This window comes from Cypionkella sp. PAMC25878, from assembly GCF_058135695.1.
This window is the reverse complement of the sequence record NZ_CM176871.1, coordinates 1,303,888-1,315,971: the sequence shown is the minus strand read 5'-3', so window position 1 is coordinate 1,315,971 and position 12,084 is coordinate 1,303,888. Positions and strand designations below refer to the sequence as shown.

General features: G+C 61.2%; 12 protein-coding genes. 3 read left to right on the top strand and 9 right to left on the bottom strand.

Features of this window, described 5'->3' with window-relative positions:
- Window positions 1-113: 113 nt before the first annotated feature.
- A complete protein-coding gene (locus ACS5RD_RS06170) occupies window positions 114-1,727 on the bottom strand; it encodes a GMC family oxidoreductase (RefSeq protein ID WP_489930453.1) in 1,614 nt (537 codons plus the stop codon).
- 228 nt (window positions 1,728-1,955) lie between these two features.
- On the opposite strand from ACS5RD_RS06170, the gene sugE reads away from it, so the two are divergent.
- Together sugE and ACS5RD_RS06160 are read left to right on the top strand one after the other, a co-directional pair.
- Complete coding sequence (gene sugE / locus ACS5RD_RS06165; protein WP_054005249.1) at window positions 1,956-2,276, top strand: quaternary ammonium compound efflux SMR transporter SugE; 321 nt, start codon at window positions 1,956-1,958, stop codon at window positions 2,274-2,276.
- A 54-nt stretch (window positions 2,277-2,330) separates the two neighbouring features.
- Window positions 2,331-2,696: a YciI family protein gene (locus ACS5RD_RS06160; RefSeq protein WP_489930452.1), complete on the top strand. Its 366-nt coding sequence runs from the start codon at window positions 2,331-2,333 to the stop codon at window positions 2,694-2,696.
- 1 nt (window position 2,697) lies between these two features.
- Here the strand turns inward: ACS5RD_RS06160 and ACS5RD_RS06155 are convergent, their stop codons facing one another.
- From ACS5RD_RS06155 to bcoG, 7 genes are all read right to left on the bottom strand, one after another.
- On the bottom strand, window positions 2,698-3,492 hold the full coding sequence (locus ACS5RD_RS06155; RefSeq protein ID WP_489930451.1) for a carnitinyl-CoA dehydratase: 795 nt from the start codon (window positions 3,490-3,492) through the stop codon (window positions 2,698-2,700).
- Window positions 3,493-3,494: 2 nt separating this feature from the next.
- Window positions 3,495-5,483 carry an acetate--CoA ligase family protein gene (locus tag ACS5RD_RS06150; RefSeq protein ID WP_489930450.1) on the bottom strand — a complete coding sequence of 663 codons (1,989 nt, stop codon included), beginning with the start codon at window positions 5,481-5,483 and terminating at the stop codon, window positions 3,495-3,497.
- Between the two features lie 3 nt (window positions 5,484-5,486).
- On the bottom strand, window positions 5,487-5,789 hold the full coding sequence (locus ACS5RD_RS06145; protein ID WP_054005253.1) for an Rdx family protein: 303 nt from the start codon (window positions 5,787-5,789) through the stop codon (window positions 5,487-5,489).
- 15 nt (window positions 5,790-5,804) lie between these two features.
- On the bottom strand, window positions 5,805-6,968 hold the full coding sequence (locus ACS5RD_RS06140) for an acyl-CoA dehydrogenase family protein (RefSeq protein WP_489930449.1): 1,164 nt from the start codon (window positions 6,966-6,968) through the stop codon (window positions 5,805-5,807).
- A gap of 9 nt (window positions 6,969-6,977) precedes the next feature.
- The gene (locus ACS5RD_RS06135) at window positions 6,978-7,730 is read right to left on the bottom strand and encodes an SDR family oxidoreductase (protein ID WP_489930448.1); all 753 of its coding nucleotides are present in this window, start codon (window positions 7,728-7,730) and stop codon (window positions 6,978-6,980) included.
- Window positions 7,727-9,193 carry a carnitine 3-dehydrogenase gene (locus ACS5RD_RS06130; protein WP_489930447.1) on the bottom strand — a complete coding sequence of 489 codons (1,467 nt, stop codon included), beginning with the start codon at window positions 9,191-9,193 and terminating at the stop codon, window positions 7,727-7,729. The genes ACS5RD_RS06135 and ACS5RD_RS06130 overlap by 4 nt, the downstream gene beginning before the upstream one ends.
- Window positions 9,194-9,639: 446 nt before the next feature.
- Window positions 9,640-10,554 (bottom strand): 3-dehydrocarnitine:acetyl-CoA trimethylamine transferase BcoG, encoded by a 915-nt coding sequence (gene bcoG / locus ACS5RD_RS06125; protein WP_489930446.1) that lies wholly within the window; start codon window positions 10,552-10,554, stop codon window positions 9,640-9,642.
- Between the two features lie 73 nt (window positions 10,555-10,627).
- On the opposite strand from bcoG, the gene ACS5RD_RS06120 reads away from it, so the two are divergent.
- On the top strand, window positions 10,628-11,605 hold the full coding sequence (locus ACS5RD_RS06120; RefSeq protein WP_489930445.1) for a GlxA family transcriptional regulator: 978 nt from the start codon (window positions 10,628-10,630) through the stop codon (window positions 11,603-11,605).
- Here the strand turns inward: ACS5RD_RS06120 and ACS5RD_RS06115 are convergent.
- A complete protein-coding gene (locus ACS5RD_RS06115; protein ID WP_489930444.1) occupies window positions 11,543-12,052 on the bottom strand; it encodes an MgtC/SapB family protein in 510 nt (169 codons plus the stop codon). The genes ACS5RD_RS06120 and ACS5RD_RS06115 overlap by 63 nt on opposite strands.
- Between the last annotated feature and the right edge of the window lie 32 nt (window positions 12,053-12,084).

Genomic DNA, 12,084 nt, shown 5'->3' with positions numbered 1-12,084 from the left:
TACTCCCCGCGGAGCGTCCAACCTGAAATCCCACGCAACGCCCCAGACCCATTCCCCGGCAGCGCCGCAGAGAGGGCCCTCGATGGGCCCCGAGGCGGCACCCTGTTTTAGGTTCAGCGCGCGTCGGCCAAGACCCGCTCCGCACCCTCCCAGCCCATCAACATGGCGGGCGCGTTGGTGTTGCCTGCGATCAGGTTCGGGAAGGCGCTGGCATCAATCACCCGCAGGCCTTGCACGCCATGCACCTTCAACCCTGCATCCACTACCGACGTCGCCGCATCGCGCCCCATCCGCGCCGTGCAACTGGGGTGATAGACGGTACCAGAGCGTTGGCGGAAATCGGCGATCAGATCTTCATCGCTTTGCACAGCGGGGCCGGGGCGCAGTTCTTCAGCAATCATGCTCGCCAAAGCAGGCTGCGCCGCGATATGGCGCAGGTATTTCACCGCCGCCAGCATCTCGGCCACATCATGTTCGGTTGAAAACGCATTTGCGGTGATCACCGGATGCGCCAAGGGATCGGCTGAGTTGATATAGATACGCCCGCGCGAGGTCGGGCGGCAGTTCGAAAGCCCGATCGACAGGCCGGGAAATGGGTCTGGCGTCAGCAAGGGGCGTTCCCCCGCCTTCGGCAATAGCGTCGAGAACGCCTGCAAATACAACTGCATATTCGGCCGGTCCAAATCGGCACTGGTCTTGAAAAACCCGCCCGCGTGGTTGATCGACTTCGCCAGCGGCCCGCCCCGGGTCAGGAAATACTGCGCGCCGACGAACAACTTGCCCCACCACGGCCGCAGCAAATCGTTGTAGGTCGCGACTTTCATCCGCCATGTGTAGTTGATGCCCTGATGGTCGCTCAGATGGTCGCCGACATTCGGATTGTCGAGCAATACTGGGATATTCAGCCCCGCCAGCAATGCCCCCGGCCCCACGCCTGACAGTTGCAACAACTGCGGCGAGTTGATCGCCCCCCCGGCCAAAATCACCTCAGCATTGCAGCGCAGCGCGCAGCGCACGCCTTCGCGCAGATATTCCACCCCCACCGCGCGCTTGCCCTCAAACAGCACCCGCGTCACCTGTGCGTTTGTGATAACCTGCAAGTTGGACCGCTTCATCGCAGGCCGCAAAAACGCCCGCGCCGCCGAATTGCGCCGAGCATTCTTGATCGTCATCTGATAGGTGCCGGCACCTTCCTGCTCGGCGCCGTTGAAATCGCGGTTATAGGCCAGCCCCGCCTGCCCGCAGGCCTTGATGTAATCGTCAACCAGCCAATGCAGCCCCTTGCGGTTTTCCGAGATAAACAACGGCCCGCCCTTGCCACGCCAATCATCCCCGCCTGCCTCGGTATCCTCCATCGCCTTATAGGCGCTCAGACATTCGTCCCAGCCCCAGCCCGGATTCTCTGCCCCCCATTCGGCGTAATCGTCCTTATGGCCGCGAATATAGACCATCGCGTTGATGCTCGATGACCCCCCCAGCAGTTTCCCCCGAGGCCAGTGATCGCGCTGCCCGTTCAGTCCCGGATCAGGCTCGGTCTGATACATCCAGTTCACCGCCGGATCGTAGAACAACTTGCCGTATCCCAACGGCAACTGCACATAAAATCGCCGATCGGTGCCGCCAGCTTCCAGCACGGTGACTTTGTGTTTCCCCGATGCCGTCAAACGCTCGGCCAGCACCGAGCCTGCCGAGCCTGAGCCCACAATGATGTAATCCGTATCCTGCATATCCGGCCCCTTCGCGCCGCACCGGGGGGTGGGCCTTGCGTTTGTAACTGGGCAATGACGCGGCCCCTTGCCAAGATACGACAAAATATGTCGGTATTTCTAAACGCCCCGCTCTTGCATCCCACAACTCTTGCATCCCAGCACCCGCGCCGCCATATTCACCAAGCGCAGGACGGCCTGCGGCATCTGCACCGCTTCGGGACGGCCCGGTTTGCTGATGAGGGCCCTATGGCTTGGATTTATCTGACAATCGCCGGAGTTCTTGAGGTCGTCTGGGCCTATTATATGAAGAAATCCGAAGGCTTCACCCAACTTACCCCCAGCTTGATCACGCTGGTCGCGATGGCAGCCAGCTTTGGCCTGCTGGCTGTGGCGATGCGCAGCCTACCCTTAGGGACCGCCTACACAATCTGGACCGGCATCGGTGCCGTTGGCGCCTTCATCCTTGGCATCGTGTTCTTGGGTGAGGCTGCGACCCCGATGCGCCTGATCGCCGCCGCGTTGATCGTCAGCGGCTTGGTGCTGATGAAACTGTCCAGCACGCATTAGCGCGCAGTTTTTTGCAGCAAGTTTGCTATGCTTTGGCGCGAACGGAGGTGTCAAATGCGCGTCATGGTGATCGTCAAATCCACCGCAGACAGCGAACTCGGCCTGATGCCCACACCCGAGGCATGGGCGGCCATGGGGGCGTTCAACGACGAACTCGAAGCCGCAGGCATCACCCGCGCGATGGGTGGGCTAAAGCCATCGAAACTCGGCAAACGGGTTCGCTTTGACGGCACCGGACGCACGATCGCCGATGGCCCCTTCGCCGCCACCAATGAGGTGATCGCGGGCTTCTGGATTTGGGAGGTCAAAGATATGGCCGAGGCGGTGGATTGGGTGACACGCTGCCCCAACCCGATGCCCGGCCCGTCGGAAATCGAAATCCGCCCATTCTATGAGGATGCGGATTTCTCCGATATGTAGCTTACTTGCCCTTCCAAACCGGATCACGTTTTTCGGCAAAAGCCTTTGCCCCTTCCAACTGATCCTCGGACGCATACAAGCGATCCACCGTCGGCAGCAGCCGCTTGGTGACGCGGTTCAATGCGTCTTGGAAGCGCATGTTTTCCGCCTCGCGCACCACTTCTTTGATCGCTGCATAGACCAGCGGCGGGCCAGATTCCAACAACCGCGCCAGATCCCAAGCCTTCGGCAGCAGATCCGCGGATGAGGTGATTTCCTTCACAATTCCCCAGCGATGCGCTTCCTCGGCATCAAACCAACGCCCGGTCAGCAGCAAATCCATCGCGACGTGATAGGGGATGCGCTTGGGCAGCTTGATGCTGGCGGCATCGGCCACAGTGCCCGAGCGGATTTCCGGCAAGGCAAAGGTCGCGTTGGCCGAACACAGGATCAGGTCAGCTGACAGCGCCAGTTCCAAACCGCCACCGCAGCAAATCCCGTTCACCGCCGCGATCACCGGCTTGTTCAGGTTCGGCAATTCCTGCAAGCCGCCAAAGCCGCCCACGCCGTAATCGCCATCCACCGCGTCGCCCTCTGCGGCAGCCTTCAAATCCCAACCGGGGCAAAAGAATTTCTCCCCCGCCGCGCGCAGAATACATACCCTTAAAGAGTCATCGTCGCGGAAATCGCGGAACACCAACCCCATCACCCGGCTGGTTTTCAGGCTGATCGCGTTGGCTTTCGGGCTGTCCAGCGTGACCTCCAGAATGGCCCCCTCGCGCCGGGTCTTGATCGGGCCTTCGGTTCGCATTTCCATCTTCAAGCCATCCTTACCAATGCATCCACCGCAACCGCCCCTTCGGGCCGCACGAGGATCGGGTTAATCTCAATTTCTTCCAAACGCGCATCGGCCAGCATCAGATCGCCCAAGGCTACGGCAATCTCGGCCACCGCCTGCATGTCAGCCTTGGTGCGCCCCCGGTAGCCATCCAGCAGCGGCCACAGCCGCAAGCCACGCATTGCCTCCAGCACCTGCGGCACGCTCACAGGCAGGATCAACGTCACCGTATCGGCCAGCACTTCTGCCGTGACCCCGCCCATGCCCAAGGTCAAACTGACGCCATAAATCGGATCACGCCGCAGCCCCAGCAGGATTTCCCCTACCGCGCCCGTCACCATCTCCTCGGCCAGATAGCCCGTGGCCCCCGGCATCTCGGCCTGCCCTTCCAGCGAAGACAGCCCCAAGCGCACCGCCCCCGCTTCGGTCTTATGCGCAAACCCCAGCCCCTTTAAAGCATAGGGCGCGGTCAACCCCGCCGCCCCCGCAACCACCTCGGCCAACGTCCCCGAAACCGCCCGTGGCACCGCGACGCCCGCCTGCGCCAGCAAAGTTTTCCCCTCGGCCTCCGACAACATCCGGCTGTCGCGCGGTGGCAGTGCCTTGGCAGGCCGCCACCCCGAAACGCCCGGGGCCACCTGCGCCGCCTTCACCGCAGCCAGTGCCGTCTCCAGCCCCATCAGCGTCACAATACCCTGATCCATCAGGGTAATCGCTTGGCGCTCATCGAAATTCTCGGGCATCGAAGCCACAGGCAAAGCAATCTTGCCGCTGGTTTTCTGCGCCGACACAATAGCCTCCAAGGCAGGCTGATAGCCCGCCGGATCGCAGCGGTCATTCCTCGGCGGGTCGATGATATAGAGGCCTGCGTCGTAAGCCTCTAGCATCGCGGTAAAAACTTCGGTGGTTTTCGGCCCGTCACCCCAGATAAACGTGTGATAATCCAGCGGGTTGGAGATCGTCGGGATTTCGCCCAGCACCTTGAACAGCCGGTCATGCGTCGCCTGCGGCACGGGCGGGAAATCAATGCCATAAGGTGCCGCCAAATCCGCCACCAACCCCGCCTCGCCGCCCGAGCACGACAGGCTGCAAATCCGTGAACCAATCTGCGGCCCATGCACATGGAAAATCTTCAAAGTCTCAATCAGTTCCGACGGCGTATTCACCTCGGCCACGCCGATCTGGCGCAGAAACGCCGACGACGCCGCTCCACCCCCCGCCAAGGATGCGGTATGCGAAGCCGCCGCCGTCCGGCTCAACTCCGTCTTGCCGGACTTAATACAGACAACCCCCTTGCCCATCGCCCGCGCACGTTCCGCCAAAGCGGCAAAGGCCACCGCATCGTCAATGCCCTCGATATACATCCCCAAGGCAGTCACGCGCGGATCGTCCAGCAATGCGCCCGCCAGATCGGCCAAACCCACCACCGCCGCATTGCCCAGACATGCCACATAAGCCACCGGCAAAGCCCGCTTCTGCATACCGAGATTGATCACGATGTTCGAGGATTGGCTGACCAAAGCCACTCCGGTCTGCACCGGAATCCCGCCGTGCTGATCCGGCCAAAGCAGCGCGCCGTCGAGGTAATTGATCACCCCATAGCAGTTCGGCCCCAAAATCGGCATATCGCCAGCCGCCGCGATCAACCGCGCCTGCAACTCCGGCTCGCCAGCCTCGGTCCAGCCAGAGGCAAAGCAAATCGCCCCGCCCGCCCCCATCGCCGCCAGTTCCGCCACCACTTCAATCGTCGCAAACCTGTTGACCCCGATAAACGTGGCATCCGGCGCTTCGGGCAGATCGGCCAGCGACGCATAGGCCCGCAAGCCGCCAATCTCGGCCTTGGTCGGATGCACCGGCCAAATATCCCCGGCAAACCCCATCTTGCGGCATTGCTCGATCACGTTCAGCGCCCAACCTGCGCCCAGCACGGCAATGCTGCGGGGTCGCAGCAGGCGGTCAAGATTGGCCATTCACTATCCTTCGGTCTTACCAGCGCGGTCGATATGGCCCAGATCCCGCTCTGGCCACACCCGATCCCGCACCATCTGTTTCAACACTTTCACATCCGGGAAACCGCCGCGCTCTTTGCGATCCCAGATCACCTCACCGTCCAGCGTGATCTGAAACAGCCCGCCCGTCGCCGGGATCAGCGTGACCGAGGCGATGTCCTGCCCGAAGGTAGACAGCAGTTCCTGCGCCATCCAAGCCGTGCGCAAAAGCCAGTTGCATTGCGTGCAATAGCTCAGGGTGATCACCGGCCGCTTGATATCGCTCATAAATCTGGACTTTCGTTAGGCGCCATAGGGCCGCAACAACTCGCGGCTGATGATATGGCGCTGGATTTCCGAAGTGCCTTCCCAGATACGCTCCACCCGCGCGTCGCGCCAGATGCGTTCCAGCGGCAACTCGTCCATCAAGCCCATACCGCCATGAATCTGGATCGCCTCATCCGCGATCATCGCCAGCACTTCACTGGCTTTCAGCTTGGCCATCGACATATCGGCTTCCGTCACCGTGCCCTGATCGTATTTCCAAGCGGCCTCGCGTGTCAGCAATTCCGCCGCTTTCAACTCCATCGCCATATCGGCCAGTTTGAAGCTGACGCCTTGGAATTTGCCGATCTGCTGGCCGAACTGCTTACGCTCTGCCGCATAGGAAATCGCATGGCCCAACGCACGTTCCGCACGGCCCAAGCAGGTCGAGGCCACTTGCAGTCGGGTTGCACCCAGCCATTTCCCCGCCACTTCAAAGCCCTTATGGACTTCACCGAGGATCTGGCTGGACGGCAAACGGCAGTCATCAAACTCCAAAATCATGTTGTTGTAGCCGCGATGGCTGACGTTGCGGTAGCCCTCGCGCACGGTGAATCCCGGCGTGCCTTTATCGACCAGAAACGCGGTGATCAGCTTTTTCTTGCCGCGCGGCGTGTCTTCCTCGCCCGTCGCTACCCAGACAATCGCGAAATCCGCGACGTCAGCATGGCTGATGAAATGCTTGGTGCCGTTCAGCACATAATCGCCGCCGTCCGCCTTCGCAAATGCCTTCATGCTGCGCAGATCAGACCCCGATCCGGGCTCCGTCATCGCCTGACAGTCGTGCTTTTCGGCGCGGATGCAAGGGAACAGATATTTCTCGCGCTGCTCTGGCGTGCACGCCAGAAGGATGTTTGAAGGGCGCGCCACACAGTTCCAGTGCAAAGCATAGTTCGCCTTGCCCAACTCTTTTTCATACAAAAGCCACGTCAGGGTATCGAGGCCAGCCCCGCCGACATCCTCCGGCATGTTGGCCGCATAAAGCCCCGCCTCGACGGCTTTTTTGGAGATTTCCTTCATCAGATCATGCCGCAAAACCCCGGTGCGCTCCACCTCGGCCTCATGCGGGAACAACTCGTTCTCCACAAAGGCGCGGGTGGTGTCGATAATCATCTGCTGTTCTTCAGACAGGCCGAAATTCATCTTATTTCCTTACGGATCAACGTTGTAGGTCATGCCATCGACCGCCAGAGCTTGGCCTGAAACCATGCGCGCGCCGTCAGAGGCCAAATAAAGCGCCATCGCCGCCACATCTTCGGGGTCGGTCAGCCGTTTCAAAGCGGTGCCAGAAGCATAGCCTTGGCGCACCGCATCGGGCGTCATGCCCTTGGCCACCGCCTCGGCCTCAATCACCCGGTCAATGCGCGGGCCATTCACCGAACCGGGGCAGATCGCATTGGCGCGGATGCCATGCGGACCCAATTCCATCGCCACGGTTTTCATCAAGCCGATGACGCCCCATTTCGCCGCCACATAGGGCGCGCGGAATGGGTTGCCATAAAGCCCAGCAGTCGAGGACATGAAGATCATCACGCCCTTGCCCGCTGGTTTCATCAGCCTTGCGGCATGTTTTGCCGCCAGCATCGCGCCATCGAGATTGACGGCAAGACACTGATGCCACGCCGCCAAATCCATATCTTCAATCGCCGTCGTCGGCCCCTTGATCCCGGCATTGGCGCAGAGCACGTCCAGCCCGCCCCATTCCGCTGCGATCTGCTCGAACAGAGCCTGCATCCCCGGCTCAAGACTGGCATCGCAGACCGAGCCGCGAATGCCCGGCGGCAATGCGGCCACCATGGCTGCGTCCACATCCGTCACCCAGACGCGATAGCCCGCCTCGGCGAAGGCTTTCGCCATCACCAGACCAATGCCATTCGCGCCTGCGGTGATCAGAACGGTTTTCATTTCTTCTGCCCCACAGCCCGACCTGCACCTTCCGGCAATGACAGCCCGGCTTGCGCCTCGGCAATCGACTTCAACTTCGCCCAAACCTCAGCCGAGGCAGGCGCCGATTTGCCCGAAGCCATATTCACATGCAGGCACAACTGCTCAATCGTGGCGACACATTCCTCGCCCTTCATGATCCGCACGAAACTACGGAACCGCTTCTCGTCCGCCGAAATAATCTGCAACGTGCCCGTCAGCTTGTCGCCAAGCTTGGCCTCGCCCAGATGCCGGATATGGGTTTCTGCCGAGTAGAACGAGTTCCCCGCCGCCACATAGTCCATCCCAGCCCCGATCAGCCGCAGGAAGGCATCGACGGTTTCCGAGTTGGCGAAGTAGTAACGGCTCTCGGTCATATGGCCATTGTAGTCGATCCATCCCGGCAACACCTGCATCTGCGCCATCACCAAGGGCGCATCCTTCGGGGCGCTGTCGATTTCCGCATGGAACGCCACCGCGCGGGCGGCGTCATGTTCGCGCAGAACCTTGCCCGCGCCCCAGTTGCGATCCTTCAACGCACGCAGGAAGCCGATCAGGTTGCTGTCGCGAATCCGCTCCAACTCGCGGATCGAGTGCATCCCCGATTGCGCATCTGACTGGCCCGCGATCAGGTCAACCAACGCGTCATTGAACTCGGGAACGTCGGTCAGCTTGGTCCAAGGGGCGGTCAGATACGGCCCGAACTGCGCCATGAAATGCTTCATGCCCGCCTCGCCACCCGCGACGCGATAGGTCTCAAACAGCCCCATCTGACCCCAGCGCAGACCAAAGCCCATGCGGATCGACTCGTCGATTTCTTCCGTGGTCGCCACGCCATCCTTCACCAGCCACAACGCCTCGCGCCACACCGCTTCAAGGAAACGGTCGGCGATATGGGCGTCGATTTCCTTTTTGATATGCAGCGGGAACATGCCGATCTCTTTCAGGATCAGCTTGGCATTCTCGATCACTGCAGGGTCAGATTTCGGCGACGGCACCACTTCGGCCAGCGGCAGCAGGTAAACCGGGTTGAACGGATGGGCCACGAAAATCGTCGCCGGGTTCGCCGCGTTTTCCTGCAACTCGGAAGGTTTGAAGCCAGAGGTCGAAGACCCGATCGGAGTGCCCAATTCCGCCGATTGTTGGATCTGTGCAAACACCCGATGCTTCAAATCCAGCCGCTCTGACACCGATTCCTGAATGTAATGCGCGCCTTCCACGGCTTCGGTGATGGTCTGCGCGAAGGAAAGCTTACCCTCGGCAGGCATCGGAATATCACTCAGAGCAGGCAGCGACGCCCGCGCGTTCGCCATCACTTCGCTGATCTTACGCTCTGCCTGCGGATCGGGATCGAACACCGATACATTCCAGCCGTTGAGCAAAAACCGAGCCGCCCAGCCGCCGCCAATAACCCCACCACCAATGATCGCTGCTTTTTTTGTCATCGTCTTTCCTTCATTTTGGCTGATTGGTCATTCCACAGCGTCTTGGACATAGCCGTCTTCATTGATCGTTCTTCCTAAGGAAGAATATGCGCGGCACTGATGATCGTCTGCATCACAAGCAATGTCGCAATCTGCTGATGTCTTGCAGGCTTTACCAGCGTCAGCAGCGGGATAGTCACAGGCGTAAGTTCCGGGATCTAGCATCGAATAAATGCCGTCCCGACCTCCTTCTGCCTTGCATTGCGCGATGTCTTTGGGGGTTTCTCTGATCTCCCTAGAACGGCAAACGCTAGGCCCGTCAGCTACGGCGGAAGTTGCTTCCCAGAGACATTTGACGCCACCCAAAGGCTGACCATTCGGCGTCACCCAGTTAACCGTGGAAACGCAGGCTGCGAGCACAATGCAGACAGCGACAGCCGTCAACTTGGCCTTGGACCAAACCACCCTCATTTCGCCAACGGCGCGCGCTTCTCCAGCTTCAGTTTCGCCCGCACCTCCGCAGGCGTGATCACCCGCGCCCCAAGGTTCGAGATGATCGTCACTGCCCGCTCCACCAGTTGCGCGTTGGTGGCCAGCACACCTTTGTCCAGCCACAGGTTATCTTCCAGCCCGACCCGGACGTTGCCGCCTGCCAAGACCGAGGCCGCGACATAGGGCATTTGGTTGCGGCCAATCGCAAAGGCGCTCCAATGCCAATCGGTGGGGACATTGTTCACCATCGCAAGGAAGGTGTTCAGATCGTCCGGCGCGCCCCACGGCACGCCCATGCACAGCTGCACCAAGGTCGGCGCCGGGATCACGCCTTCACGCGCGAGCTCTTTCGCCAGCCAGAGATGCCCGGTGTCAAACGCCTCAATCTCAATCCGCACCCCCGCCGCCGTCATCCGCTTGGCCATATCCCGCAACATGCCGGGGGTGTTGACCATCACATAATCGGCCTCATTAAAGTTCATCGTGCCGCAGTCGAGCGTGCAAATCTCGGGCCGACATTCCACCACATGCGCCACCCGCGCGGTGGCCCCGATCATGTCGGAATGGCCCGCCATCTGGCCCATCTTTTCGGTGCCATCAAACAGCAAATCGCCGCCCATCCCCGCCGTCAGGTTCAGCACCACATCGGTGCCACAATCGCGGATACGCTCAGTGACCTCGCGATACAAAGCCAAATCGCGGCTAGGCTTGCCGGTTTCCGGGTCACGCACATGGCAATGCACCACAGCCGCCCCCGCCTTCGCCGCATCAATCGCCGATTTCGCAATTTGCTCAGGCGAGCGCGGCACATGCGGGCTGCGATCCTGCGTGCCGCCCGATCCGGTGATGGCGGCGGTGATGAAAACTTCGCGGTTCATGGCCAAGGGCATGGGAATCCTCCAATTCGATTGCGGGCAGCATAGCGGGCTTGCAGCGCCACGCTTGACGATTTACGCAATATTCATGACAAAACCCGCAAAAATCGACGCATCCATCTTCGCAGCCTCAGCTGCGCCGCTGACCCTAGCCCTATTGGTCCTCCCACAATCCTCAATCCTTGAAGTCGCCTCCACCCTAGACCCCTTGCGCTCCGCCAACCGCCACCTCGGCCACGACGCCTACCGCTGGCGGGTCGTCACCCCCGACGGCCAAGCCGTGCCGCTCACCTGCGGTATTGAGTTGCCCTCCAACGGCCCGCTGACGGTCGCCGAGGGTGCCGACGCCCTCATCGTCATCGCTGGGTTCCAGCAATCCCACTCTGCCACCCAGCCCCTGATCCGCGACCTCTCCCGCGCCGCCCCCCGCTTCAAAGCCATCGGTGGCATCGACGCAGGCGCCTGGGTGCTTGCCCGCGCAGGGCTATTGAACGGCTTTAAGGCCACCGTTCACTGGGAAGACCTTGAGGATTTCGCCGCCACCCATCCGCAGATCGACACCGCCCCCGACCGCTTTGTGATCGACCGCAACCGCTTCACCGCAGGCGGCGCGGCACCTGCCTGCGATCTGATGCTGCACCTGATCCGCGCCCGCCACGGCCCCGCCTTGGCCCTGCAAGTCGCGGCCTCTTTCATCACCACCGCCCGCGATGGGTCCGAGCCACAAATGACCCGCACAATCCCCGATCCAAGGCTAGATCCGCGCGTTTCCACTGCCATCGCCCGCATGGAAGCCACGCTAGACGCCCCTGAAACCACAGCAGTAACCGCCGCCGCCATCGGCCTATCGCCGCGCCGCCTTGAGCAAATCTTCCAAGAAAACCTAGGCCTCCCGCCCGCGACCTACGCCCTGACCCTACGCCTCGCCGCCGCCCGCCGGATGATCACCGACACCCGCCACCCGCTTGCCGAAGTGGCGCTGCGCTGCGGCTTTTCCTCGGCTTCAAGCCTTGCCCGTGCCTTCCGCACTCAGCTCAACCTCACCCCCAGCAGCCTGCGTCGCTGAATCGTTGCGCACCACATCCTTCAGGGGCGACAGAATTCGCAAAGCCACATAAGTCACCGCACTCAAAATCACCGCAATATCGACCAACCCATAGCCCACCGCAGCGCCCAAAGCCCCGGTGCCCCACAGGCTCGCCGCCGTCGCCGTGCCACGCGCCTGCACGCCCTGCTTCAAAATCGCGCCACCACCGATAAAACCAACCCCGGTGATCAACCCCTCCAAAACCTTGGCCTGCTCCGGGCTGTCCTTACCCAACACCCCAATCGCGATGATCGCAAAACCACAAGCCGCCATCGCCACCAGTGGAAACGTCCTAATCCCGGCGCTGCGTTCTTCCTTCTCGCGGTTCCAACCAATCGGCAAAGCCAGCAGATAGGCCAGCACCAGCTTGATCAAATGCGACGCGGTTTCCTGCGCGTTGAACGTCAGGTCGAAATAATCCATCATCGCCGGGCCAACTCCTGGGCTGAAACATCCGG

Coding starts and splice junctions, on each gene's coding strand:
- ACS5RD_RS06130 (WP_489930447.1), bottom strand. CDS start 9,193: ATGACAAAAAAAGCAGCGATCATTGGTGGTGGGGTTATTGGCGGCGGC.
- ACS5RD_RS06170 (WP_489930453.1), bottom strand. CDS start 1,727: ATGCAGGATACGGATTACATCATTGTGGGCTCAGGCTCGGCAGGCTCG.
- ACS5RD_RS06140 (WP_489930449.1), bottom strand. CDS start 6,968: ATGAATTTCGGCCTGTCTGAAGAACAGCAGATGATTATCGACACCACC.
- ACS5RD_RS06115 (WP_489930444.1), bottom strand. CDS start 12,052: ATGATGGATTATTTCGACCTGACGTTCAACGCGCAGGAAACCGCGTCG.
- ACS5RD_RS06150 (WP_489930450.1), bottom strand. CDS start 5,483: ATGGCCAATCTTGACCGCCTGCTGCGACCCCGCAGCATTGCCGTGCTG.
- ACS5RD_RS06120 (WP_489930445.1), top strand. CDS start 10,628: ATGACAAAACCCGCAAAAATCGACGCATCCATCTTCGCAGCCTCAGCT.
- bcoG (WP_489930446.1), bottom strand. CDS start 10,554: ATGCCCTTGGCCATGAACCGCGAAGTTTTCATCACCGCCGCCATCACC.
- ACS5RD_RS06155 (WP_489930451.1), bottom strand. CDS start 3,492: ATGGAAATGCGAACCGAAGGCCCGATCAAGACCCGGCGCGAGGGGGCC.
- sugE (WP_054005249.1), top strand. CDS start 1,956: ATGGCTTGGATTTATCTGACAATCGCCGGAGTTCTTGAGGTCGTCTGG.
- ACS5RD_RS06160 (WP_489930452.1), top strand. CDS start 2,331: ATGCGCGTCATGGTGATCGTCAAATCCACCGCAGACAGCGAACTCGGC.
- ACS5RD_RS06145 (WP_054005253.1), bottom strand. CDS start 5,789: ATGAGCGATATCAAGCGGCCGGTGATCACCCTGAGCTATTGCACGCAA.
- ACS5RD_RS06135 (WP_489930448.1), bottom strand. CDS start 7,730: ATGAAAACCGTTCTGATCACCGCAGGCGCGAATGGCATTGGTCTGGTG.